We start from the raw sequence: 24,740 nt of genomic DNA, 5'->3' as shown, positions 1-24,740 counted from the left end.
GTTTCCAGGCCCTACAGACGGTCATTTAAAAGTGCTTCCAGTTCCTCATAACTTTCGGCATGATTGATCTCATCCCGCAGCTTTGCGGAATTCGGAAATCCGGATGTATACCACGCCACATGCTTCCGCATTTCCCGGATTGCCGTGTAGTCTCCTTTGTAGCGGATCTGAAGTTTCGCATGACGCAGCATCATCTCCCGTACCTCATCCGCCGTCCGCTTTGCCGTCTCTTCTCCGGTCTCCTCATAGGTAATCAGATCGCGAAAGATCCACGGATTTCCCTGGGCGGCACGACCGATCATGATGCCATCGCAGCCGGTTTCCTGAAACATCCTCTCGGCATCTTTCCCGGAAGCCACGTCTCCGTTTCCGATCACCGGAATGGATACCGCCTCTTTCACTTTGCGGATAATCTCCCAGTCCGCATGTCCGGAATAATACTGTTCCCTCGTCCGTCCGTGCACAGCCACTGCGGCGCCACCGGCATCTTCGATGATTTTCGCGATTTCTACTGCGTTGACATGGTCATCATCAAAGCCCTTCCGGATTTTCACCGTCAGCGGTTTTTTAATTGCCCGGGAAACTTTCGATACAATCTCATGCACCAGTTTCGGGTTCTGCATCAAAGCGGAGCCTTCACCGTTCTTCACAATTTTCGGCACCGGACATCCCATATTGATATCCAGAAACGCAAACGGAAGCTCCTCGATCCTCTTTGCGATTTCACTCATGATATCCGGATCCGATCCAAAAAGCTGCAGCGATACCGGCGGCTCTTCCGGATGAATTTCCAGAAGGCTTTTCGTATTTTTATTTCCATATAAAATAGCTTTCGCGCTGACCATCTCCATACAGAGAAGGCCCGCTCCCATTTCCCTGCACAGAAGGCGGAAGGGAAGATCCGTCACCCCCGCCATCGGCGCCAGAATGTAGCGGTTTGCCAGTTCTACGTTTCCAATGGTTAATGTTTTCATACGTTTTCTTCCTGATCCTCCTGCTCTTCCAGATCTTCTCCCATGAAGAAGACTCTGTAATAGAGCTGAAGTGACTGAAGCAGCTCCTCCTTTGTTCTCTGAAGTTCCTTGATTTTCAGGGCGCTTCCGATATCGTCAAACATCGGATCTCCCTCTTCTGACGTAACTTCAAAGCAAAGGGAACCATCCTCTTCGTATACAAGCGTAAGAATTCCGCCGACATCGTGGACATAGAGAACACACATAATCTTCAGTTCGTCCTTGATATGATCCGGAAGATTATCAAAATCCGGATTCAGATAATATTTTTCTTCATATGAATTTGCACCGCACAATACTACTTTTTCTTCGTACATCCTGCTTTTCTCCTGACATTTTATTTTCTATACATAGCCGTACACGCCGCGGACAGACACTTCCCCGGATGAAATCTCACAGATCTCCCCACTGTCCTTTTTCACGATCAGCTCACCCGTCTCCGTGATCCCCGCAGCCACTCCGGTCCATTCCTTTCCCGGCTCCAGCACGCAGACACGCTTTCCTTCATTGACAAGAAGGGTCTCATACTCATCCTGGATAAACTCCAGCGACTTTCTTCTTGCGAACTCTTCGTACAGGCTCTCAAACTCCTGCAAAAAACGTGCAACGATCTCTTCCCGGCAGACCTCATGGCCGTACTCACATTTCAACGAAGTCGCTTTCTGCCGGATCTCCTCCGGGAACTCCGTCTGATTACAGTTGATTCCGATCCCGACGATCACATATTCCGTGCTTACACCTTTCATCCCCATCTCGGTTAGAATCCCGCAGATCTTCTTTCCATCCATAACCAGGTCATTCGGCCACTTGATCTGAGGCCTCTTCTCGCCGGGCTGGTACACTGCCCGCGCCGCCGCACAGGCCGCAAGAAGCGTCAGCATCGGCGCCTTCTCCGGCTCAAAGTCCGGGCGCAGAAGCACCGTCATATAAATATTCTCACCCCCAGGTGACTGCCAGGCCCGGCCCCTCCGGCCGCGGCCGTCCGTCTGCTGCTCCGCCAGAATCACCAGACCCGCACTCGCGCCCTCACCGGCTGCCGCCTTCACTCTCAGATTCGTCGAATCCGCTTCGTCCAAAACCCGGATCTCCCGGCCCATCCATCCCGTCCGAAGCCGGGATATAATCTCCTGTCCGCGCATAACCAAGCCACTCCTTCACTCAGAACTATTCTTTTTTCCGCTCTGAATCTGATACTTTCCTGATGAATTATAACACACCTTTCACAAAACGCAAATCCATAAACGATTCTGAAAATTTTCATTGGGGACGGGTTCCGATGCATCGGAACCCGTCCCCAATGATAAAAATATACACCGTATTCAATATTTATTCTTCTCCGAGTGTTGCTACCATCACGGCTTTGATGGTGTGGAGTCTGTTTTCTGCTTCGTCGAATACGACGGATGCCGGGCTTTCGAATACGTCTTCTGTGACTTCGTATCCTTTGACCGCTGGCAGACAGTGCATAAATATAGTTGTGTCTTTTTGTGTCTTTTCCATCAGTTTTCTGTTAACCTGGTACTTGTGGAGGAGTGCTTTTCTTTCGTCTGTTTTTTCTTCTTCGCCCATGGAGATCCATACGTCCGTGTAAATGATGTCAGCGCCTTCGACGTCGTTTGTGTTATCGGAGATGGTGATGGTGGATCCGGAGGCGTCGGCATATTCCTGGCATGTGCGGACGAGGGAGCGCATCGGCCACAGTTCGGACGGTGCGATCAGCACGAAGTCGATTCCGACTTTGGCGCAGCCGATCATGAGGCTGTTTGCCATATTGTTTCTTCCATCGCCGATATAAACGAATTTCAGACCTTCAAAGTACTGGAAATGTTCCTGGATGGTGAGAAGATCGGCGAGTACCTGGGTCGGATGGTAATCATCGGTCAGCCCGTTCCATACCGGGACTCCGCTGTATTTTGCCAGCAGTTCTACGTGGGAGTGCCGGAAGCCCCGGAATTCGATTCCGTCAAACATTCTTCCGAGTACCCGTGCTGTATCCTCCACGCTTTCTTTATGTCCGAGCTGAATTTCATTGCCGCTTAAATAGGTAGGAAATCCTCCTTCGTCATTTGCAGCTACCGTAAAGGCGCATCTTGTTCTGGTGGACGGTTTTTCGAAAATCAGTGCAATATTCTTTCCTTCCAGCGCATGGCCCCGGATTCCTTTTTTCTTTTTTTCCTTCAGTTCTGCCGCCAGGTTTACGAGATAACGGATCTCATCCGGCGTGAAATCTTTCAATGTTAAAAAGCTTCTTCCTTTTAAATTCATGTTCTTCTCCTCCCTGATTCCTGCCAATATATGGATAAATCCCGGTAATCCGGGTTCTCCTTTCATCTTCTCATATTTCATATGCACAAGTGCCGCGAGTTCATCTTCTGTATAAATCTGATATTTGGGGATCCGGAAATATTTTGCGCTTGCTTCCAGCATGGACAGATACAAGGTCTCATCTGTCGCTCCCAGCGGAACTTTGAGCACAAATTTGATTTCCCGTTTTTCTTTTTCCCGGAGGCCGGAGAGCATCTGCTGATAGTCCTCTTCTGTCCGGTCTGTGTCAATGTAGTAAATCAGGCCTTTCAGCCCGTAAATCACCCGTTTCGCATCATAGTATCCGATTTTCAGATTCTGTCTGCTGCGTTTCCCGTGAAATTCCAGAATGCTTCCCAGACTGACTCTCGGCGCGATCTCATACACTTTCGTATCCTCATCCAGATGTACCCGAGGCTCCCGCCCCGGTCCGTAAATCCGCACGGTAATAATGTTCTTATAGCCGCGTTTCACAAGCGAATTCAGCGGTACATTATTGATTACCCCTCCGTCCAGATACGTTTTCCCATGAAGCGGTTCGTTTTTAAAACCGAGCAGATAGGCGCTTGCCAGAAGAAAATCTGCAAGCAGCCCTTCCGGAATCTGATCCAGTGTAAGATCGAGTTCTTTCATATCTGATACGGAAAATGTGAGAAGGGAAAAATCAATCCCTGCATTCCGGATTTTTTCTTCATCCAGCACCTGATGAATCAGCTCTTTCAGAGGCGTCACATCAACTCCGCCGTCTTTCAGACAGCTCATCAGCTCTTTTATGAGTTCCCGTACTGTGACTTCTTTCTGAAAGAAACGCTCCATCCAGTTATCATCCACGTCCATGACTTTTGAAAATGTCATTTCTTCCCAGACACGTTCTGCTTCTCCTACATCTCCCATACAGATCAGCGCTCCATTCAGTGCGCCTACGGAAGTTCCTGCTACCCCTCTGATCCGGACCCCTGCCTCACGAAGTGCCTTCCACGCCCCAATCTGGTATGCGCCTCGTGCTCCTCCACCGTCCAGCACAAGCCCGTATTCTTTTGATAAATCGATCACAGGTTTCATTCTTTCACTCCTTATGCATTATAATACTCTTTTTTGCATAAAATTACAATCTATATTTTCAACAATCTTTTTCATTTTTTCATCTCTTTCTTGTGTAAAACATGGATCTATCAGCTTTTCACCGCTTTTCCCGCCAGGTTTCCCGCAGCATGATTTCATGCATTTTTATAAATCCATGCTGCTTGTATACAATTATAAGCCGTTTCCAATTCCCCGTAAAGCAAAAAAAGAGTTTCTTCCTAATCAGAAACTCTTTTTTGAAATCTATCTTTTCTTTCTAACCCCTAGTGGAACCAATGTGCTCCAATCTTGATTCCTGCATTTACTCCGTCCCCGAAATGCAGCGCGTTTCCTACCGGGCTGACGCCTGAAAGTGCGTCTACCGCTGCCTGGCGGCAGGATGATGGAATATTTCCGGATGCCAGTACCCGGTCAAGCTTTCCTGTCATCGCCGGTCCGAACTGTCCGCTCTGGTAAATGACTCCTCTCAGTGTGCTTGCATATCCTGCTTTCAGACGGTTCATTACAACAGCTCCTACTGCTACCTGTCCGTCATACGGCTGGTTACCCGCTTCGCAGTAGATCAGCGCAGCCAGAAGTGTCGTGTCCGCCTCCTGAGCCAGCTTTTTCTGACGTTCTTCTTCAGCCTTTCTTGCTTCTTCTGCTTTTCTGGCCTCCTCAGCTTTTCTCGCTTCCTCAGCCTGTTTTTCTGCTTCTGCTTTCTGCTGTTTTGCGGTTTCTGTATAAGTAAGAAAACTCTGTGAAACATTCTGTGCAGTTTCGGCATCCGCTGTCACAACAAGCTTTGCGCCCTGCGGCTCCTCCGGAGCAAATACGGAATTTCCATCAGCTGCAAATACCTGAACACTCATGCTCGCTGTAAGGATCACCGCCGAAAGAACTCCTGCGACCGCACCTTTCTCCAGACGTCTTCTATGACTGTTCCATGTTTTCATTTTTGTCCTCCTTTAATTATCCGCAGACTTCCTTCTGCGTCTTCCTCATTCTCAGTCCCTGTATCAATCGAACATAATATATATTACGTTCTGCCGCTTTTGTTTATTACAAATATTACGAATTTGTTACATCTTCTTGCGACGGTGTTAATAATAGCAGAGTTTTCTTTTTCTGTCAACCTTTGCACCTATTTTAGTACATTTTTGAAGTGTTTTAACGATTTTTCCAATCGCTTTTTATGTATTTTGTATATTTTTAATTGTCCGACAATTTCGAGGATTCCTATACTATTTTCCACTTTTCGACAATTTCTGCAAATAATACCAACTTCACTTTGTCACAATAACGTAATATATATTTCTTTTTTCTGTCGTATTTTTTACATTTGTTTCTTAATAATTTCGAAAACAGTTTTACCCGAGTGCGCATCCCGCGGAGCGTTTTTGTTTACCAGGGAACGAAGTTTCCTGGTAAACAAAAAAAATCCCGAAAGCTTTCGCTTTCGGGATCTTTCCTTATCTCTACTTATTCCTGAACGTATGGCATAAGAGCGATGTGTCTTGCTCTCTTGATTGCAACTGTCAAGGCTCTCTGATGCTTTGCACAGTTTCCTGTGATTCTTCTCGGAAGAATCTTTCCTCTTTCGGAAACGTATTTTCTTAATTTTGCTACATCTTTGTAATCGATCTCATTGTTTTCTTTTCCACAGAATACACAAACTTTTTTTCTTCTGCGGCCTGGTCTTCTTCTCATCTGAGAATCCGGTTTGCTTGTTTTATCGTAAGCCATTGTTCTTACCTCCAATACTAATTAAATGGTAATTCCTCATCAATTCCATCCGGGATGTTCATAAATCCATCACCCGCATCCACACTTGGTGCCTGCGGTGCCGGAGGAACCGGGCTTGCCTGATAACGGCTCTGATTTGCTTCACTCGCGCTCTTGCTTTCTGCAAATTCCTGCTCTTCTACGACAACTTCTGTCGTATAGACCTTTACGCCATCTCTGTTCGTATAGCTTCCTGTCTGGATGCGTCCACAGATCGTGATACGCATTCCCTGGCGGAAATACTTCTCCGCGAACTCAGCTGTTCTTCCGAATGATACACAGCTGATAAAGTCTGCCGTCTGCTCTCCATCGCGCCGGAACCGTCTGTCGACGGCCAGTGTATAACGGGCAATGGCCAGCGGGTTTTCCCCGCCCTGAGAATAGCGGACCTCAGGATCTCTTGTCAGGCGTCCCATTAAAATTACTTTATTCATATATTTCCTCTTTTCTTCTTTATGCTTCCTGTTTCACGCATAAATATCTGAGCACGTTGTCCATAATACGGATTCTCTGTTCGATCTCGCCCGGAGTCGTTGCATCAGATTCGAAGTGGATGAAATAATAATATCCTTCTTTCATCTTCTGAATTTCGTAAGCAAGTTTTTTCTTACCCCATTCATCAACGTCAGTAACATTGCCACCGAAACGTGTGATTAACGCTTTCACTCTTTCGATTACATCTGTTCTGGCATCGTCTTCGATTTTTGCATTGACAACAACAGCTAATTCATATTTGTTCATGTCACTTGCACCTCCTTATGGTCTTTTGGCTCCCGGCTCCCCGGCCGGGGACAAGGATAAATAATATATCACGGTGTATTATTTTAACATTATCCCGCGTAAGTTTCAAGCCTTTTTTTGAATTTCTTTCGTATTTTTTTCCACGATTTTCCTGGAAATCATGATCTGATGTCCGCAGCCGCAGCATTTCAGCCTGAAATCCGCACCCACCCGCAGAATCTCCCACTCAAAACTGCCACACGGATGTTTCTTTTTCATCCGGATCTTATCGCCCACCTCATACTTGATCTCTGACATATTCTTCCCTCTTTTCCGGTCAGTTTACTTCCACCTGGTATCCCTGTACAATCAGACGTTCTTCATTATTTGCTTTTGTACATGTCGACAGTGTCACTACATTTGCATCGGACGGAACTTCCACCCCTGTATCATAAAAGGAATGTTCCTTTGAAAATGCCAGAAACGACTGGAATGCCTCGTCATTTTCAAAGACTGTCTGATACGCGTCTGATGTATCATTAACCTCTCCTACTGCAAAGATCTGATATTTCAGTTCTTTTCCATCCGGTGTATAAATGTAAAAATACGGATAGGATCTATAGAATTCCTCATCCTGATATTCCTCCAGTTTTCCAAACATGGATTTACTGTTCATTCTGTGCCCGTATATGACACTGTTTTTGTCCGTCATATCCTTATTATTGGAAACGTTCAGGAAAATCGCGCCATAGGTGTTCGGATAGCCTGATATGGTCTTATCCAGATATTCCTGATTATCTTTTCCCTGCACAACCGGATAGCTGATGATGGACGGCTCATCAAACCGGATCCACGCAATGATGTCCTCGTTGACTTTCCAGAGCTCCTCGAAATCCACCGTGTATCTTGTGCTCTCTTCTCCCGTTCCCGCATCGGCGGAAATTCCGATCTCCTTCAGGTTATCGTACTCCTGATCTCCTTTGTGATATCCGTAAAAAATCCGGAACAGCTGGAATCCCGAAAAGCAGAACACGATAATTGCGGCAACGAGTATAATTGTGGAAAAGATTCCTCCCTTTTTCTTCTTTTTTCTTCCGCCTGTCTTCTGATTAATAGCAGGTCTTTCTTCTCTCTTTTCTTTTGTTCCGGCTTCCCCTGCCCCGGATGATGCCTTTTTCCGGGCTTTTTCTTCCTCAAGCCGTTTTTTTCTATCTTTAATGCGGTATTCGTCCATGTAACCTTACCTCTGTCTGTTTTATTTTATCATCAGGGTTTCTATATCGTACAGTTTCTAGTATAACGTATTTTTCGCAATAGAAAAAGAGGATGTTGCAGAAAATGGACTCTCCTTTTCCGCACATCCTCCCGGCCCGTTCTGTTTTCCTGTCTTAGAATGGAATTTCCAGATAAATATCCTTTCCTTCTTTGATCGAAATCACAAGCTTGCCTGCTCCTGCAGTCACCCTGGCTCCCTCTACAGAAACCTCCGGTGCCGGAGCTGCCTGCTCTTCTTCCTCTTTTTCCGGCTCCTCTCCTTCATCCGCGCCCTCGACAACGGCATCGATCACATCTGCTGTCACCGGTGTCAATGAATCACATGTCTTGATCAGTTTTGCGCCAAGGATCTGATGAATCTGAAGGCATCCGTCCAGATTCAGAAGGCCGCTTTCAACCAGCTCATCAAAAATAGCCGGATCTTCCAGATTTTCCGGTCCTATTGTAATGCCTTCCTCTGCCCTGCAGCAAAGTACTGCAGGATCATGAGCATGCTGTTTTGCTGTTTCTGCTGTGATAGACATATCTATTCCTCCTTCATAATTCTGTTTCTTTCATCTTAGTCCTGTTTATCACTGTTTTCCAATACATTCTTTCTATATTTTAGATCATTTTATCAAAAATGTCGATACCCCCGCCCCTCTCCATTTACGAATTTAATATAATTTTTATATACAGTTTATTGATTCCTGAGAAAAATGCGGTAAAATAGAATTCAGAAAAATATTAAGACAGGTTGTGTAGAAAAATGAAAGATAAGTTTTTACGCTTTATGTACGGCCGCTACGGCGTTGACCAGTTTTCAAAATTCCTGGTGATAACAGGGATCATTTTTTTACTGTTATCCGGATTTACCCGATACGGCGGAATTCTATATCTGTTTTCGCTTGCCGTTTTAATTTATTCCTATTTTCGAATGTTTTCACGAAACCATTCCAAACGTTACGCTGAAAATCAGCTCTATCTGAAATACACGGCCGGGATCCGGAAAAAGTTTTCCGCCATCCGTTACGGTCTCAGTCAGAGAAAACACTATCACATATATAAGTGTCCTTCCTGCGGACAGAAAATCCGGATTCCCCGCGGAAAAGGCAGGATCGAAATCCGGTGTCCGAAATGTAATGCCCATTTTATTAAGAAAAGCTGAGAAAGGAGGGCCATTATCATGCTTGATTATATGGTTCTGTATCAAAGTGAAACCGGCAACACAAAAAAACTTGCCACATCCATTTTTGCCGCCCTTCCTGGAATGGCAAAAGATCTCAGAAGTATCGATGAACTGAACGGTCTGCCGGATGCAGCCACTTATTTTGTCGGTTTTTGTGTCCACCGTGGCACCTGCAGCCTTGAGGTTGGAAATCTGCTTTCTTCCATCTCCGGAAAGAATGTCGCCTTATTCGGCACATGCGGGGCCGGTAATGTGGATAACTACTATAAAAACATCGAAAACAGTGCCCGGATCTGGCTCGAAGATGACAATCTCTATCTGGGCGGATTCTTCTGTCAGGGCAAGATGCCTGTGCAGATTCGCCAGAAATACGAGTCCATGTTAAATGGAGATCAGGCTCACGATCACCATCTGAAGCTTCAGCTGTCAAATTTTGATGAAGCGATGATTCATCCGACAAAGGAAGATCTGGCATGCGCCGCGGATTTTGCAAAAGAATGCCTCAGCCGTCTTTAAAAAGATGGCTGAGGCTTTCTTTTTTATTTATAGAATCATCAGATCTTTCGGGAAGTGTGTCAGTGTCTCTGCACCGTTTTCCGTAATCAGCACCGTATCCTCGATACGGACACCTCCCCATCCCGGAATATAGATTCCCGGTTCCATTGTAATCACGCAGCCAGGCTGCATTATTTTTGTACCATACATTCCAAGAAACGGCTCTTCATGAAGATCAAGTCCTACGCCATGTCCCATTCCGGAATAATAATACTCTTCATACTTTTTCACCAGTTTCCGAATCTCCGTGTCCGGTTTGGAAGCAACAATTCCCGGTCCCATGTTCCGGACTCCTGTTTCCTGCGCTTCGCGTACCAGTTCGTAAATTTCTTTTTGCTGTTCAGATACATGTCCTACCGCAAACGTACGGGTCGTATCGGAAATATATCCGTTGTATTTCGCACCATAGTCCACAAGAACAAAATCGCCTTCTTCGACCTTCCTGTCTCCCGGCTTTCCGTGGAGCAGGGATGTCTTGGCCCCGGAAATCAGAATCGTCTCAAATCCAATATCCTGTGCCCCGTGCATCTTCATGCTGAATTCCAGACGCGCGCACAGCTCTCTTTCCGTAACGCCCGGTTTGATATACGGAACCAGCTCTTCCAGAGCTTTATCCGCAATCTCGCAGGCAATTCTTGTATTGGCCACTTCTTCTTCGCTCTTTACATACCGCAGCTCTTCCACAATGTTTCTCGTTCCGGTCAGTTCAATCCGATGCTCTGAAAGAAGTCTGTGGATTTCTTCATATTTATCATAGGTTGTAAAGCATTCCTCAAATCCCAGTCTCCGGATTCCCGACTTGACGCAGATGCTTTCCACGGCCTTTGGGATACTCCTGCCACAGTTATGCCAGTTGACAACCTCAAAGTCCGGGCAGGACTGCTCTGCCAGCTCTGTAAAGCGGCTGTCCGTAATGAGATAATTCCCCTGCGGGCAGATCAGTGCATATGCCAGCTCATCCGGATATCCGCTGATGTATTTGACATTAGCTTCTTTTGTGATATAAATTCCGTCCAGACCTTGTTCTTTTAAAATCTCCAATACTTTTGCTATTTTTTCCATCACAAAGCTCCTTATCCCCAGATCATTCCGATTCCTGCTTCTTTTGCTTTGTCATAGATTGCTTTTGCCGCAATCAGGTCCTGTGTTGCCACACCGACTGTCTCAAACACAATAATTTCTTCATCGTTTTCACGCCCCGGAATTTCTCCTTTAATCAGCTGTCCCAGATCGCCTGTAAAATCCTCTTTTGTGATGATTCCTTCATCCAGCGGAATCAGAATGTCTCCGGATTCGGAAAGTACCGCTTCCTCAGAATCAAAATAGATTTTGGACGCTCTCGGAAGAATGGCCGGATCCATCTCCTGCATATGCGGTTGATAAGCTCCTACGCAGCTGATCGTTGCTCCCGCCTTTACTTTGGAAGCATCAAACACCGGTCTGGAGGACGGAGTTACCGTCACAAGAAGATCTGCACCTTCTACCGCTTCATCAGAAGATGCTGCCGCAACGATTCTGGCACCATATGATTTTAATTCTTCATTCATCTGCTCCGCGAAGGCTTTTGTCCGTTCCGGATTCATGTCATACACACGGACCTCTTCCAGATCTCTTACTGTCACCATTGCCTCCAGCTGAGTCGCTGCCTGTCCGCCTGTTCCGATCAGCGCGCCGACACGGCAGTCTTTCTTTGCAAGAAGATCAAATGCGGCTCCTGTAGCTGCTCCTGTACGAAGCTGTGTCACATAAGTTCCGTCCAGCACGGCCTCCACAATTCCGGTTGTTCCATCGATCAGAAAGACCTGTGCCGGTGATGACGGAAGCCCACGGTCAATATTGTGCGGGAAAATATTAACTACTTTTAAGGAAGCTGTATCCATCTCTTCCACGTACGCCGGCATAAAAAGGAAGCTTCCGTCATATTTCGGCGCCTGAATGTTTGTCCTGATAGGAGAGTCACATTTTCCCTCCACTACAAGCTGAAACGCTTTTTTGTCCGCTTCCACGGCGTCTTTCATGGTAAATACTTTTTTGATATCTTCTCTTGATAATAATAACATTTCTGAACCTCCTGTTCTCCTTGTATCCTATCGTTTAAAGCGCGCATCCAGTCCCCACGGCTGCATAGCGCCTCCCTCTTCTGCCGGTCTGCACATTTTTGCGTAAATATTCAGACATCCTTTTTCCTCTTTCAACGGCGGACATACCCAGTTTGCCTTTCTTCTTTCCAGTTCTTCATCGGAAACAAGCAGATTGACCTCTCCATTTGGAATATCGATCACGATTTCATCCCCATTTTCCACAAGTGCGATCGTTCCTCCATCGTATGCTTCCGGTGATACATGCCCGATAATTGCACCATAGTTAAATCCTGAGAATCTGGCGTCCGTGATCAGCCCCACGCTCTTGTGCAGTCCCAGTCCGATCAGGGCATCGATGCTCAGCATCAGTTCCTTCATGCCAGGAGCCCCTTTACATCCTTCATAACGAATGACAATGATGTCACCCGGTACGATTTCTCCTGCCTGGATTGCCTCAAACGCCGGACGGTCGCCTTCGAATACTTTTGCTTTCCCTTTCAGATATTTCACTTCTTCGTATACGGCTGTCGGACGGACAATCGCACCGTTCGGTGAAAGGTTTCCTCTTAAGATCTTCAGTCCCGGCTCATGGAATAACGGACGTTCCAGAGAATGAATAACTTCATTTTCTTTTGGCGTTACCTTGGAAAGGAGCTCTTTCCATGTGCAGCCGTACATACTCGGAGCATCGGTAAACAATTTGCTCTCCAGCATCTTCATCACATTCATAACACCGCCTGCGTAGTGGAAATCCACAACAGTATACGGGCCGCTCGGTACTACTGCATTGATGCAGTAAATTTCATCTGCGTATTTTTCAAAGTCTTCCAGAGTCAGTTTGATTCCCAGTTCATATGCGTAGGAAAGAATGTGAAGAACCGCATTGGTGGATCCAGCCACGGCCATATCAAACATAATCGCATTGAGGAGCACTTCTTTCGTGATCAGATCTGAAGGTTTTCTTCCTTCTTTTGCCATCTTAACCGCGTATTTTCCGGCTTCTCTTGCTCTGCGGAGCTTTGCGTTGTCGGATGCAGGGATCGTAGACGTACCCGGAAGCACCAGATTCAGCACCTCTCCAAGCATCTGCATGGTATTTGCTGTTCCCATGGACGGACATGCACCAAAGGACGGACAGACATTGTCTTCCATGTCCATCAGCTCTTCTTCTGTAGCGCCTGAAAATCTTGCGGAATCCAGATCCGCTTCCACTACGGTTTTCCCGCAGTACTGTCCCGGCTGCATGGAACCGCCCGTCACGATCATGGACGGAATGTCCAGACGCATTGCCGCAAGGTAACATCCGGCAATGATATTATCACAGGATGCGACCATAACAAGACCATCGAAATTGTGTACGCGTGTAACAAATTCCACGGACATTGCCACGATGTCCCGTCCAACCTGTTCGTATTTCAGTTCTTCTGCTCCGTTTGCGATGTTTCCGCAGGTTGCCGGAATTCCGAATTCCACCGGCACTCCTCCTGCTGCCCAGATTCCTTCTTTTACCGCTTCAGCGATCTGTCTTAAGTGGGCAGATCCCGGAGATCCTGACATATATGAATTCGGAACTCCGATATGCGGTTTCTTACGGATGTCCTCGTCGGAATACCCTGCCGCTTTCATCATAACTCTTCTGTGCGCCGCCTCGGCGCCATTCCAGTATTCTGTTCCCATAATTTCCTCCTGTCTGCGCTTTGCTTTCTCTTCAATCTCTTGACAAATAAATTGCCTTTGATGATAATAATAAAATAGAAACTGCAATTTCTGAATTAATATTTTTTAAATATACTATTCGGTTTTGCTTATATCCGCATTTGCATTATAGAAAATCATTTTAATTCATTTTTTCTAATATGAACCATTAAGAAATCGAATGGAAGGTGAATCATGAACAAGTATCAGACCATTTTAAGCGTCTGCGAAACACGCAGCATCTCCAAAACCGCCGCTTTGCTGAACTATACCCAGTCGGCGGTCAGCCAGACGATCAAAAATTTTGAAAAAGAGCTGGGGCTTGAGCTTTTCATCCGTTCCAAAAACGGTATGGAACTGAAATCCGACATGGCCTGGATCAAAGAGTCTCTTCGGACCATCTGCGAGGCCGAAAACCAGATTGCACGGACCGCCGCTTCTCTTTCCACTCTGGACAGCGGTCTGATCCGCATCGGCACGATCCAGAGCATTTCCTATCACTGGTTGCCGGGCATTATCAAAGATTTTTCTGAAGAATATCCGAACATTCTTTTCCAGCTTACCATCGGAGGATTTGGCGAACTGAAGGAAAAACTGATGGGCAATGAGCTGGACTGCATTTTCGTGTCCGAATTCTCCGTTCCGGGACTGCCGTTTGTACCACTTGGAAGTGATGAACTGATGCTCGTCACACCCCTTTCGCATCCTCTTGCAAGTCACCTGTCCGTCTCCCTGGCAGACGTCAACAACCAGGACTTCATTCTGTCCGCAGACGGTCTGGACTACGAAACCGGCAAAATCTTCGAGCTGAACCAGATTTCTCCAAACATCCGCTATCAGCTCAACGAAGATTTCACAACATTGAAAATGGTAGAACAGGGCTTTGGCATTACCATTCTGCCAAAACTGCTTCTCCACAACGCCCCGTTTGAAGTCTGCATCCGCCCGTTTACCGAGCACTACACCCGTACCCTCGGGATCGCTCTTCCGTCCGGCATTACGCCGTCCAAAGCAGTTTTACAGTTCCGGGCATTCGCAGAACACTGGTGCAGGGAGAATCTGTAGATAAAACGGAAATGATTTCCCCGCGTTATCCTACCTTTGTTTTGTATACCTACTCTTAATTTTATGGTATACTAAATTCATAGGAGAAGAAAGGATGTGTTACCATGGCATTAACACCGAAGAATAACGAATACACGATCGATGATATCTACGCTCTGCCTGACGGCCAGCGTGCAGAACTGATCGACGGTCAGATGTACATGATAGCACCGCCGAGCAGGAGACACCAGTTAATACTTGGTTTCCTTTACCGCAAAATTGCTGATTATATCGAACAGAAAGGCGGATCCTGCGAAGTCGATATTGCTCCATTTGCCGTATTTTTAAACGCAGATGATAAAAACTACGTCGAACCGGATATCAGTGTAATATGCGACTCCAAAAAGCTGAATGATAAAGGATGTACCGGCGCTCCGGACTGGATCATTGAAATTGTCTCTCCCGGAAGCAGACGGACAGACTATTTCACTAAACTCTTCAAGTATCGAACAGCTGGAGTTCTTGAATACTGGATTGTCGATCCTGATAAAAACAGAGTTACCGTTTATAATTTCCAATCCAAAGATACCGCGGAATTCACTTTCGCCGATTCTGTAAAAGCAGGAATCTACGGTGATCTTCAGATTGATTTCAGTTCATTAAATCTTTTATAGCGTCAAAAAGCGGATCCACTATAGGATCCGCTTTCCTCTTGTCTCATATTCTTTTATCTGATCTGCTCCACCGCTTCTTTGCAGAGTGCTTCAATTTCATCATACTTTTTCTCTGCAATCAGACTTTCTTTTACCATCCAGCTGCCTCCGCACGCAATGACCTGCGGGCAGGAGAGATAGATTCCAATATTCTCCTGGCTGATACCGCCTGTCGGCATAAACCGGAGCTGGAAATAAGGTGCCGACAGTGCTTTGATTGCTTTGACGCCTCCGTTTACTTCTGCCGGGAAAAATTTTACGACAGACAAACCAAGCTCCAGCGCCTGTTCAATCTCGCTTGCCGTTGCCACACCCGGATAAACCGGAATTCCTTTTTCCTGACAGTAGCGTACAATCTTGGGATTGAGCCCCGGACTTACGATAAACTTTGCCCCGGCCTCGATGGCTGCATCCACCTGTTCTGTCTTCAGGACGGTGCCTGCGCCTACCAGCATGTCCGAATATGATATGACTCGCTCATCCGGCGGATCGCTTCCGCGGCCGCATCTGTCCGAAAGGTCACCTCCGCACACGGGATGCCGCCTCTTACAAGAGCTCCGGCAAGATCTTTGGCATCCTCCGCTTTCTCAAGCTTGACTACAGGAACAATCCGGATTTCTTCAAACCTTTCATCTATTGTTTTCATTTCGTGTTTCCTCCTTCTACGCTTCCTCCGCCTACCAGTGTGCCCCGGTTGCACTTTCGTTTGCCGTGTTGTCTCTGTAACTTAAGAGCAGGCAGACCGCATCCAGAACAATGTGAAGGCTCTGGTCAAAAAGGGAACTCAAAAGCTGAATGGAACCACGCTTCTCCCCTGTATCTCCTTTTACGGTCCCCGGAATCACAAGGATCTGATCCGCAAATCCCGCAAGCGGCGACTCTCTTTTGCTTGTCACAGCAATTACCGATGCATTTTTCTCTTTCGCTTTTCTGGCAGCGTCCACAACGCTGATGCTCTTTCCGGATCCGGATACTCCTATCAGAATATCCCCCTCCTTTATGGCCGGTGTGATGGTCTCTCCCACCACATATACGGTGTATCCAAGATGCATCAGCCTCATCGCAAATCCTTTCGCGCTGAATCCGGAACGTCCTTCTCCCGCCACGAAGATCCTCCGGTCCTTCTGGATCAGACCGATCACCTGATCAATCTCGTCTTTCTTTACATTTGCGACTACATGTTCAATCTCGTCCATGATTGTCCGTAATACATCCATTGTCCTGCCTCCGTTCTCTATCCATATCTTACATCCGGACGGCCCCGGCAAACCGTGCGGCCGTCTCTCGTTTGTTTCCTGATTTTGTAATCGCGCTTCCCACGATCCCGATTTCAATTCCGCACTCTTTTAACAAAGGTACCGTATCAAGTGTTACGCCTCCGGCTGCCGCTATCTTTCGGACTCCCGAGAACTCTCTGACGCTGCTTCTGACCAGTTCCGCGAGCCTTTCCCCCTGTCTGTCGGACGGAAGGTGAATACAGAAAACAGCCTCCGGAAATGCTTCGCCAAGTACCCGGATCCGTTCTGCCGGCACTTCCAGCAGGTCAATCACATATTCCTTTCCAAACTCCCTGGCCACATCGGCACATGCCCGGATCGTTGTCACGGAAGAAAATCCCATGACTGTCGGAATATCTCCTCCGGCCTCATATGTTTTCCTGAACTCGTAAGCTCCCTCATCGCAGGTCTTGATGTCTGCCAGAAAACACTGTTCCGGAAACCGCTTCCGAAAATACGCAACGCTTCTGTCCAGACCGTAGTCTTTGATCAGGGATGTTCCGATTTCAATAATATCGGCAGACTCTTTAATCTCTTCTATCATAGCCTCTGCCGTCTCAAGATCTGTCCTGTCAATTGCTACCTGAAGTTTCAATGAGCCTGTCCTGGATATTTGTGCCTGCCCCCAGCTTTGGCGTAGATCCAATGAGAATGCGCACCTTCCCGGAACGCACCTTTGCGAACAGTTCCGCTTTTTTTACCTCTGTACCTGCTTCATGGATAAAAGCAATCTCCTCCCTGGGGATACCTTTTGCCACCAGCTTTTCCCGCACGTCATCATATACATTAACTTTCATATTTATTGTTCAAAATGCCGGAAACATCATCTTTCTGACAGCTACAATATACCGCGTCAGGAAAACAGTGTTCGTATTCGAACAGGTCTATACAATACTATGACATAAAAATCACGGAAACCGATTGTCCGTCCCCGTGATTTTCTAAATATATTATGTTATTCCAAATCATCAGCCTGTTGAGTCGTATGCCTTTGATTTCCTGCTTCTAATTCTTTTCTCTAACTAACGAAATCACTTCCAGATACGATTTTATCTCTGACTTCCATTTTCACCATCTCCATTTTTAGCATCTCCATTTTATCCAGCCCTTACTCCCAGATTCCTGCTCTTCGGTACACTTCCTCGATAAATGCCTGCTTCTCTTTCACCGCAACAAGAACATCATCCCCGGAATTTGTATGAATATAAATCCGGTCCAGCGACATAGCAAGTGATGAAAGCGGATTGTGTGTCTCCTCAAGCAGTTCAATGTTTCTGTACCGAATACGTTTTTTTATGAAACCGAATACGATCAGCAGTTCCTGCTCTCCAAGGTAAATATAATTTCTGAAATATATCGGTACCATCAGAAGATCCACCAGAACGAGTACAATCAGGGCTGTGATCACAGATGCGATTTCCTCTTTTTCTCCTCCTGCAGCCGGAATGACTGACCAGAGAACCAGTACATTGACAAAAATCAGAAGCGCCCATGCCCACAGATCCACTTTTCCCTGAAACTTCATATCCGGAATTCCAAGAGTATCGTCCCGTTTTTCGGTTCTGTATACTTCCTCTTCTCTCTGTACTCTGATCCTGCCGCTCTCCTGCGCCCGTCTCTGCTCCTGTCTCTGTCTGATAAATATGAAAACAAACAAAGCTGCAACAAATCCGAGGACAACAAAGAAAAAGTATTTTCCGAGTCTTCCAAGCCAGATCGTCCCCACGCTGCACCATCCAAAGATCAATGCGAGAAAGGGTCCGGTCACCGCGAGGGTATCTCTGTTCATCATACTGCCGGCCCCGGTCTTTACGGAATTTTTCACCGCCGCATGGAGAGCCCACTGTTCGATCACGGCCATCACCACGCTCACTCCGTAGAGAAAGAGAAGGCTTGTTTTGCTTCCCCAGCTGTCCGGCTGTCCCCATAGTCCAAAATGCGTCGGGATCACATCCGGAATCTTCTGATACATCACTGCAATATAGATTCCCACGCCGATCGTAACAATCCACATCAGAAGCATAGAAAAAATCTCAGTCTTTCTGTAGTGTTCAAACATCTTCATACCTGGTCCCTCCCGTCTTATTTGATGTAAAATCCAATACAGTTCATTTCCGTATCAAAGGAAATGGTAAACTGTGCCCTGCCGTCTGAAAACTGAGCCATTACAATGGCCAGCGCGTATTCTGTTCCCGTGTCCTTGTCCTTCTGTCCGCTGATATTGGTTCCGCTGATCTTTTCGAAATCCCCCAGCGGTTCGATGGTTCCCTCGATTCCGGCCCGGATCTGATCCTCCGTAATCTGTGCTTTCATCATCTCGCTGAGCATTCCGTAAGCTTCGCCGATCTTTCCCGTACAGGAAAGCTCTGCGATTTCTTCCGCTTTTTCCTGCACCTCCCTTTCATCGAAGTTTGACGAAAGCCTCGATGCACATCCGGCCGCAGGAAGCATCAACATGATTGCCGCCACCATAATACAAATTATTCTTTTTCCCTTTTTCATTTTTCTTCCCTTCTTTCTATTGGTATGGTGATACTCGTCTGGTATCCGTCTTTCAGTCTCGAAACCTGCATCGTTCCTCCATATGATTCCACAACATACCGGACATTGACAAGTCCGAGCCCTTCGTGTCCCTTTCTCTTTTTCCGCTTTGCCGGGCAGGAATTTCGAAGGCAGATCACAAGAAAATCTTTTGCTTCATCCATCTTGAGCGAAAGATAACGCTCTTCGCCGCACTCGGCAACTGCTTCCCTCGCATTGTCCAGCAGATTGGAAAAAATCGTCGTTACATCGATATCTTTCATGAACGAAAGATCCGCCTGCCCGATCTCAATACGAAGCCTTGCCCCTTTCATTTCCTGAAGATTCAGCTTTTCATTGAGGATCAGATTCAGCATCCGGTGTTCCGTATAGGTGACCCGTTCCAGACTCCTTAACATTCCTCCGATATCACTGCAATACCGGTCCGCCGCCTCCAGATCACCCAGGTGATACAGTTCCCCGATCATCTGAATATGATTTTTCACATCGTGAATTACCTTTCTGGATGCCTGATACTTCTCTTCCAGTTCCCGGTACTGATGCATCATCATCTCCTTTTGCTGTTCGTAGAGCTGATACTGTAAATTTTTCTTTTGCTGGCCGATCATATATCCGAAAAGATAAATAACCAGAAGATGAAGCAGTACAATCCCGAGCACCGCCACTGCCAGGCTCCCGTACCCGTAGATCATCAGCAGTGTCTCACCGTTCAGATACAAAGCAAAAATCAAAGCCAGCATCAGGAATGGAATAAGCAGAAATACTGCTGTCTGCCCGTTGGAAAGAAACACCTGATCCTTTTCACGGAACACTTTGACAAAATACCGGGAGACCAGAATGTATTCAGCTGCCAGCAGCAGATAAACCGCCGCCCGGAGCAGAAAATACCAGTTTCCGACCATCAGTGTCACGGAAGATCCAAAGCCGTATCCGAAAAAATCAAACAGCATCGTAAATACCAGATAACTTCCAAATACCGCCATGGCAAACAGGATGGTCTCCACAATTCCCGCCTTGGTCCGAAGGTAAAACAGCGATGACAGGACGAAGAGAATAAGCATACCGCATCCCGCATAAAGCAGCGCGTTTTCCTGCCTGAGTGTTAAAACCGAACTTAAGAATAAAATCAAAACCGTCGGAATACGGATGATGTGCGGGATCTCTTCCGCCCTGTGGTTCCGCTTCATGAAATACCATGCCGCATAGGTGTATGCCAGGCAGTAGAGAAGCTCTGCCAGTACAATAATGATTCTTTCTGTTTCTGTAAATCCTGTATTCATAACCATTTCCTCACAGCCGTCCGGCCAGAAACTGATTCAGTTCCTCCCGGAATGCCTTTCCCTTTTTCTGCGAAAGCGGAAGAACGCTTCCATCCATCATGGTAATCTCGTATCCTTTAATTCCCCTGACCTGATCCAGATTGACTACAAAGCTTTTGTGCGGCATTGCAAAGCCATACGGCCGCATTTTTTCCAGGCATTCACTGATCTTTGCCTGCTGGTAATAGACGCCTTCCTTTGTATGCACCTCAAGCATCCGGAATGTATATTCAAAGTAATAGATTTCCTCCGCCGGAATCCGGATTCTTCCCTCCTTCGTCAGAAGATCCACAACCGGCTTCTGATTTTCCTTCTGCATGTATTCCAGCGCTTCCTTAAGCTGCCGTTTAATTTCCTTTTCTTTGACCGGTTTGAGCAGGTAGCCGAAGGCATGAACTCCGAAAGCATATCCTGCATATCCGCCATAATTGGTAATATAAATAATTTCAACCTGCTTATCTGTCTTTCTGATCTCCTTCGCCGTCATGATTCCGTCCATCCCCGGCATATCAATATCCAGAAACAGAATATCATATTTACGGCCTGCCTCCAGTAATTCCTTTCCGCTTCGAAAGAGATCTACTTCGTATCGGTCCTCCTCTTCATGCAGGATCATTTTCCTGACATTTTCACACACAATTTCCTGATCGTCACAGACTGCAATCCGAATCATAAGCCCCTCCTTTTCCCCTTGTGCGTTCATTATAATTCTCTGAATTTTTATCTTCAAGTACCACAGCACGAAAGAAAGAAAATCCGGCATAAAAGACAGCAGCGGCGTTTCGTAGAACAACGAGTTGCGCTTGCGGAACTTTCGCGCCGGGCGTGGTCGCTTTAGCGACAAATTTCTGCTTTGCGCGAGTGTGCATCCCGCGGAGCGTTTTTGTTTAACAGGGAACGAAGTTTCCTGTTAAACAAAAAAAGACTCCGTCAGGTTTTGCCTGACAGAGTCGGTAATATTTCCATTTTTTATTTTGTCTGAACCTGTTTTTCAGGCAAGTGCCTCCTCGTTTCCTGCTATGGTCACCGCCCTTCGCCCTACCGCATCAAAGCTGCTCCAGAATGTCTCTTTCTCCACGGTCTGCCATCCGTTTATCGGATCCGCAACCCGATACTGCCCGTATTCTTCCCCGGTCAGAACGACACAGTGCAGGTTGGTATAAGGCACATATTCTTCGCCTTCCGGAAGGATCCATGTGTAGGAATCCGAGTAGGACGGCGGTGCATAATTCATCGTCACCCAGACCGCCACCGGAACAAGCAGCCATTTCTTCCTGTTTATTTCACTCATCTCCTCAAATTGGTTCTGTCTTTTCTTTCCGCCCCGCTCAATCGAAAGTACTTGTGAAATATGGCTCTTTGCCACTTCTCTCATTGCCAGGTTGTACACGTTTTCCGCGTTCTTCCTTTTATGCTTTCCTCTTCCGGCTGCCTGATTTATGAGGTAAGTGTAGCAGAGATTTTTTCCTTTGTAAAATACCTGTTTTAAATACAGCTCTATTCACTTTACCTATAAAAAGGCACAGGCCCGGGATTCCCTTTTATTTCCCGTTCCCGGCTTCTTTCCATATTTTCCGTTCCATCACGGTCAGCCAGATCTCCCAGATCAGGTAGTAGAGGATGGTAAAGACCGCTGCCGATGCCGAATACCGCAGCATATCCCCCGTCTGGTAGGACCGTACCTCAAATGTCAGCAGCGCAAATACTGTCTCGATCAGAATTCCGGCAGCCGCGGAAATCCAGAATGGCCGGTGAATCTGACGGTGCATCAGTTTCCGACGCTCTTTTCCCTTCATTCCAAGCCGGATCAGGAACAGATCCTGCTCCTGCATCGTTCCCGCCTCGCTCTGCGTCTTGGAATAAATCTGGAAGAGTCCGAATACAAAGACAAGCGCCGCTGCCACAGCCTGTGTCGTCAGATCCCGGACATTACTCTCTTTCACCTTTCCAATCATCTCATCCTTCGGATAAAGATTGCCGACCCGCTCATCAAATAACCGGTCGATCGGATGCTCTTCCTCCAGGAAAGAAAGCGCCGAAACCACATCCTCGTACTGATCCTTCGGTACTTCCCACAGAATCAGATTGGTCGGCCCGTCCGTCAGGTTGTCCTCATTCTGAACCATGTATTCTTCCCATGCTGCCTCTCCCTGCTCCAGAAGAACCGGCATGTTTTCTTCATTTTTCTTCCGTACGGATTCGTATCCCCGCTCAAATTCTTCATCGGAAAAGACAACAAGCTGTTCCTGTTCTCCTTCTCCCAGAACTCCCGTCAGAATGTCCCGCTCTCTGCCGACTTCCTCATGACCGGTATAAATCTCATGCCTGCGGTCTACGCTGTAGTAGAGAAGCGGCTGTCCGAACCGGAGATAATTTCCCGTTCTGGAACCGCTGTAATCCAGATTTCTGGCCGGCATGGATACATTCTGCTGGTAAACCGTGTGAATCTCTCCATCTTTTAAATCCAGATTCTCCGGTGTTTTCCCAAGTGCCTCTTTCAAAGCCCGGTAGGTATCTTCGGAAATCCCGATATACTGTCCCTGCTCCATGCTTACCATCCGCTCGTCTTCCAGACTGCTGTTTCCTCTTACCGAGTTAACCCGCACCATCGGATAAATCTGCGTTTTCACGTCATACTCTTCCATGACCGCCTCCACCCGGTCCATATCCTGATCATAGGCCATGCTGACAATATCATATGGCAGCTGCGCCTCCGCCGATGGCGTAATCATTCCACTGATTAACGGAATTCCGGCAAAGGAAAGGACGCAGATATGTACAACCGTCATGACGTAAATACTCCACCGGTTCTTTTTAAACCGGTATCTCCATTCCTTGTTCCAAAGCACATCCTTGATATATTTTTTCGGATTCAGCCGGGCTTTTTTGACGCTTCTTACCATCACTCCGGTCAGAATGAGGAACACGCCAAGGACAACAAACAGATAGCTTCCCTTATTCTCGCTCCAGGCCGCAGATGTATACCATGTTGCTGCCACATCAAGCAGCACCAGTCCTATAATCACCCTTCTCCATACGGCAGACGGCACGGTCTCCGCCTCTTTCTCTTCGTAGAGCACAGTGGAATTGCCCATCCGCAGGATATTCTCCTGATTCAGCATGGTAGCCAGAATCAGTGTCAGAAGAAACGCGATCCCGCCCCAGCCGATGACATAGGAGGAAAAGAACGATGGAAGCACGATTCTTCCCTGAAGCGCTTCTCTGAGTACAGAGTAGAGACCCCCTCCGGCAAGTATGCCGAGAATGGCGGATAATACCATACTGATGCCAAATTCTACCGCAAACAGAAGGTAGATCGTCCGGGTACGGATACCGAGAATCAGGAAAGTCCGGTATTCCCGGTTTCTCACCTTTGTATAATTGGAAATCAAGTTGTACATCAGCAGGATGCAGAGGAAAATAATCATCACTGTAGAACTTGTAAAGATCCCCTGCAGTTTCAAAATCCACTCCGGGATTCCCGGTACCTGCGGAATATTTCCGGATGAAAGGAATACTCCGAAGGCAACAATAAGGAAGATCGCAGTAAAGATCCCTCCCAGAATGAGAAGCACACCGTCTTTCATGCTGGAACGGAAGTTTTCCCAGATAAGGATTCCAAGCTCTTTCGGATACCGCCCCGGAAAATAAAGCGCCTGTTTTCTTCGGAGTTTCGCCGCTCTTTCCTGCCGTTTTACCTCTCGGTAGGCTGCCATCTGCTCATACCATTCATCCAGGAAGCGGAAACCTACATATTCAAACAGACTGGCAATGGATACAAAGAGCAGAGGCATCAGCTCAGCCTGTTCGCTGTTCAGTTCTGTTCCGTGTACGCCTTCATAAGCGTTTGCCGCCTGTATGCAGGCGATCAGGCACAGAAACACCATAGCCCGTGACGCAATATCCAGTGCATGTACCTCTTTTTTTAAAATCATCAAAATCAGGCGCGCTACATAAAGCAGTACGGCAATCGTTCCCAGAATATGGCAAAACGCCAGCGTCGGACCTGCCGATGATCCAAGCCAGAAGTGCATATAGTCACCGGACTGAAGCGCCTGAATCCATGCACTGATCAGATTGTAGTTTTCCCCTCCCACCGGAAGCTGCCAGACAACTGTATATAAGACCACTACACTCAAAGATAAAACAATTCTCCAGATTTTCGCCGCCTTCTTCATCTCTTCCTCT

29 protein-coding genes and 1 pseudogene are annotated in these 24,740 nt (G+C 47.0%); 4 read left to right on the top strand and 26 right to left on the bottom strand.

Going from position 1 to position 24,740, the window contains the following annotated elements; genetic code table 11:
• Positions 1–11: 11 nt before the first annotated feature.
• The 12 genes and pseudogenes from dusB to B5G11_RS09655 all read right to left on the bottom strand — a co-directional run bounded on the left by dusB (position 12) and on the right by B5G11_RS09655 (position 8,683).
• Complete coding sequence (gene dusB / locus B5G11_RS09705) at positions 12–974, bottom strand: tRNA dihydrouridine synthase DusB (protein WP_087253163.1); 963 nt, start codon at positions 972–974, stop codon at positions 12–14.
• Positions 971–1,330 (bottom strand): DUF6145 family protein, encoded by a 360-nt coding sequence (locus B5G11_RS09700; protein ID WP_087169183.1) that lies wholly within the window; start codon positions 1,328–1,330, stop codon positions 971–973. Before B5G11_RS09700 ends, dusB begins: the two co-directional genes overlap by 4 nt.
• Positions 1,331–1,357: 27 nt before the next feature.
• Positions 1,358–2,152: a biotin--[acetyl-CoA-carboxylase] ligase gene (locus tag B5G11_RS09695; RefSeq protein ID WP_087253161.1), complete on the bottom strand. Its 795-nt coding sequence runs from the start codon at positions 2,150–2,152 to the stop codon at positions 1,358–1,360.
• A 187-nt stretch (positions 2,153–2,339) separates the two neighbouring features.
• Positions 2,340–3,278 carry an ornithine carbamoyltransferase gene (gene argF, locus B5G11_RS17000; RefSeq protein ID WP_330677447.1) on the bottom strand — a complete coding sequence of 313 codons (939 nt, stop codon included), beginning with the start codon at positions 3,276–3,278 and terminating at the stop codon, positions 2,340–2,342.
• A gap of 525 nt (positions 3,279–3,803) precedes the next feature.
• Positions 3,804–4,379, bottom strand: a pseudogene (locus B5G11_RS16995) (patatin-like phospholipase family protein); the annotation flags it as partial.
• Positions 4,380–4,663: 284 nt separating this feature from the next.
• Positions 4,664–5,335, bottom strand: a complete 672-nt coding sequence (locus B5G11_RS09685; protein WP_242959022.1) for a cell wall hydrolase — start codon at positions 5,333–5,335, stop codon at positions 4,664–4,666.
• A gap of 526 nt (positions 5,336–5,861) precedes the next feature.
• Complete coding sequence (gene rpsR, locus B5G11_RS09680) at positions 5,862–6,125, bottom strand: 30S ribosomal protein S18 (protein WP_048620576.1); 264 nt, start codon at positions 6,123–6,125, stop codon at positions 5,862–5,864.
• Between the two features lie 17 nt (positions 6,126–6,142).
• Entirely contained in the window at positions 6,143–6,598 is a 456-nt protein-coding gene (gene ssb, locus B5G11_RS09675) for a single-stranded DNA-binding protein (protein WP_087169180.1), read from the bottom strand.
• 19 nt (positions 6,599–6,617) lie between these two features.
• On the bottom strand, positions 6,618–6,905 hold the full coding sequence (gene rpsF, locus B5G11_RS09670; protein WP_087169179.1) for a 30S ribosomal protein S6: 288 nt from the start codon (positions 6,903–6,905) through the stop codon (positions 6,618–6,620).
• A 105-nt stretch (positions 6,906–7,010) separates the two neighbouring features.
• Positions 7,011–7,202, bottom strand: a complete 192-nt coding sequence (locus B5G11_RS09665; RefSeq protein WP_087169178.1) for a DUF951 domain-containing protein — start codon at positions 7,200–7,202, stop codon at positions 7,011–7,013.
• 19 nt (positions 7,203–7,221) lie between these two features.
• On the bottom strand, positions 7,222–8,118 hold the full coding sequence (srtB, locus tag B5G11_RS09660; protein ID WP_087253156.1) for a class B sortase: 897 nt from the start codon (positions 8,116–8,118) through the stop codon (positions 7,222–7,224).
• 154 nt (positions 8,119–8,272) lie between these two features.
• Positions 8,273–8,683: a sugar transporter gene (locus B5G11_RS09655; protein WP_087169176.1), complete on the bottom strand. Its 411-nt coding sequence runs from the start codon at positions 8,681–8,683 to the stop codon at positions 8,273–8,275.
• A 224-nt stretch (positions 8,684–8,907) separates the two neighbouring features.
• On the opposite strand from B5G11_RS09655, the gene B5G11_RS09650 reads away from it, so the two are divergent.
• Both B5G11_RS09650 and B5G11_RS09645 read left to right on the top strand, forming a co-directional pair.
• Complete coding sequence (locus B5G11_RS09650; protein WP_087169175.1) at positions 8,908–9,306, top strand: hypothetical protein; 399 nt, start codon at positions 8,908–8,910, stop codon at positions 9,304–9,306.
• Between the two features lie 18 nt (positions 9,307–9,324).
• Positions 9,325–9,843 carry a flavodoxin family protein gene (locus B5G11_RS09645; protein WP_087253154.1) on the top strand — a complete coding sequence of 173 codons (519 nt, stop codon included), beginning with the start codon at positions 9,325–9,327 and terminating at the stop codon, positions 9,841–9,843.
• A 27-nt stretch (positions 9,844–9,870) separates the two neighbouring features.
• Here the strand turns inward: B5G11_RS09645 and B5G11_RS09640 are convergent, their stop codons facing one another.
• From B5G11_RS09640 to ilvD, 3 genes are read right to left on the bottom strand one after another with little or no spacing between them, the layout of a single operon-like run.
• A complete protein-coding gene (locus B5G11_RS09640) occupies positions 9,871–10,944 on the bottom strand; it encodes a Xaa-Pro peptidase family protein (RefSeq protein WP_087253152.1) in 1,074 nt (357 codons plus the stop codon).
• Between the two features lie 11 nt (positions 10,945–10,955).
• Positions 10,956–11,942 (bottom strand): ornithine cyclodeaminase family protein, encoded by a 987-nt coding sequence (locus B5G11_RS09635; protein WP_087169172.1) that lies wholly within the window; start codon positions 11,940–11,942, stop codon positions 10,956–10,958.
• 27 nt (positions 11,943–11,969) lie between these two features.
• Positions 11,970–13,640 carry a dihydroxy-acid dehydratase gene (ilvD, locus tag B5G11_RS09630; protein ID WP_087169171.1) on the bottom strand — a complete coding sequence of 557 codons (1,671 nt, stop codon included), beginning with the start codon at positions 13,638–13,640 and terminating at the stop codon, positions 11,970–11,972.
• A gap of 213 nt (positions 13,641–13,853) precedes the next feature.
• Between ilvD and B5G11_RS09625 the strand changes: the two genes are divergently transcribed.
• Together B5G11_RS09625 and B5G11_RS09620 are read left to right on the top strand one after the other, a co-directional pair.
• Entirely contained in the window at positions 13,854–14,723 is an 870-nt protein-coding gene (locus B5G11_RS09625; RefSeq protein WP_087253150.1) for a LysR family transcriptional regulator, read from the top strand.
• 104 nt (positions 14,724–14,827) lie between these two features.
• A complete protein-coding gene (locus B5G11_RS09620) occupies positions 14,828–15,376 on the top strand; it encodes a Uma2 family endonuclease (RefSeq protein ID WP_087253148.1) in 549 nt (182 codons plus the stop codon).
• Between the two features lie 53 nt (positions 15,377–15,429).
• On the opposite strand, the gene eda is transcribed toward B5G11_RS09620, so the two are convergent.
• From eda to B5G11_RS09565, 11 genes are all read right to left on the bottom strand, one after another.
• Positions 15,430–15,870 carry a bifunctional 4-hydroxy-2-oxoglutarate aldolase/2-dehydro-3-deoxy-phosphogluconate aldolase gene (eda, locus tag B5G11_RS09615; RefSeq protein WP_343215496.1) on the bottom strand — a complete coding sequence of 147 codons (441 nt, stop codon included), beginning with the start codon at positions 15,868–15,870 and terminating at the stop codon, positions 15,430–15,432.
• Positions 15,861–16,061 carry a hypothetical protein gene (locus B5G11_RS16990; RefSeq protein WP_343215495.1) on the bottom strand — a complete coding sequence of 67 codons (201 nt, stop codon included), beginning with the start codon at positions 16,059–16,061 and terminating at the stop codon, positions 15,861–15,863. Before B5G11_RS16990 ends, eda begins: the two co-directional genes overlap by 10 nt.
• Positions 16,062–16,092: 31 nt before the next feature.
• Positions 16,093–16,632 (bottom strand): 6-phospho-3-hexuloisomerase, encoded by a 540-nt coding sequence (gene hxlB, locus B5G11_RS09610; RefSeq protein WP_087169167.1) that lies wholly within the window; start codon positions 16,630–16,632, stop codon positions 16,093–16,095.
• Positions 16,633–16,660: 28 nt separating this feature from the next.
• Complete coding sequence (locus B5G11_RS09605; RefSeq protein WP_158099251.1) at positions 16,661–17,287, bottom strand: orotidine 5'-phosphate decarboxylase / HUMPS family protein; 627 nt, start codon at positions 17,285–17,287, stop codon at positions 16,661–16,663.
• A complete protein-coding gene (locus B5G11_RS09600) occupies positions 17,265–17,489 on the bottom strand; it encodes a hypothetical protein (RefSeq protein ID WP_204229595.1) in 225 nt (74 codons plus the stop codon). The genes B5G11_RS09605 and B5G11_RS09600 overlap by 23 nt, the downstream gene beginning before the upstream one ends.
• A 311-nt stretch (positions 17,490–17,800) precedes the next feature.
• Positions 17,801–18,757: a PH domain-containing protein gene (locus tag B5G11_RS09595; RefSeq protein WP_087253145.1), complete on the bottom strand. Its 957-nt coding sequence runs from the start codon at positions 18,755–18,757 to the stop codon at positions 17,801–17,803.
• A 17-nt stretch (positions 18,758–18,774) separates the two neighbouring features.
• A complete protein-coding gene (locus tag B5G11_RS09590; protein WP_087253143.1) occupies positions 18,775–19,194 on the bottom strand; it encodes a DUF3887 domain-containing protein in 420 nt (139 codons plus the stop codon).
• Complete coding sequence (locus tag B5G11_RS09585) at positions 19,191–20,513, bottom strand: sensor histidine kinase (RefSeq protein ID WP_158099250.1); 1,323 nt, start codon at positions 20,511–20,513, stop codon at positions 19,191–19,193. The genes B5G11_RS09590 and B5G11_RS09585 overlap by 4 nt, the downstream gene beginning before the upstream one ends.
• Before the next feature lie 10 nt (positions 20,514–20,523).
• A complete protein-coding gene (locus B5G11_RS09580; protein ID WP_087253140.1) occupies positions 20,524–21,225 on the bottom strand; it encodes a LytTR family DNA-binding domain-containing protein in 702 nt (233 codons plus the stop codon).
• A 318-nt stretch (positions 21,226–21,543) separates the two neighbouring features.
• A complete protein-coding gene (locus B5G11_RS09570; protein WP_204229594.1) occupies positions 21,544–21,843 on the bottom strand; it encodes a hypothetical protein in 300 nt (99 codons plus the stop codon).
• 250 nt (positions 21,844–22,093) lie between these two features.
• Complete coding sequence (locus tag B5G11_RS09565; RefSeq protein ID WP_087253134.1) at positions 22,094–24,730, bottom strand: ABC transporter permease; 2,637 nt, start codon at positions 24,728–24,730, stop codon at positions 22,094–22,096.
• Positions 24,731–24,740: the final 10 nt, after the last annotated feature.

It is taken from the genome of Drancourtella sp. An57 (assembly GCF_002161525.1).
GTDB classification, from domain to species: domain Bacteria; phylum Bacillota; class Clostridia; order Lachnospirales; family Lachnospiraceae; genus Sellimonas; species Sellimonas catena.
Note: the sequence above shows the minus strand (reverse complement) of the source record. Positions and strands in the feature narration are given on the sequence as shown.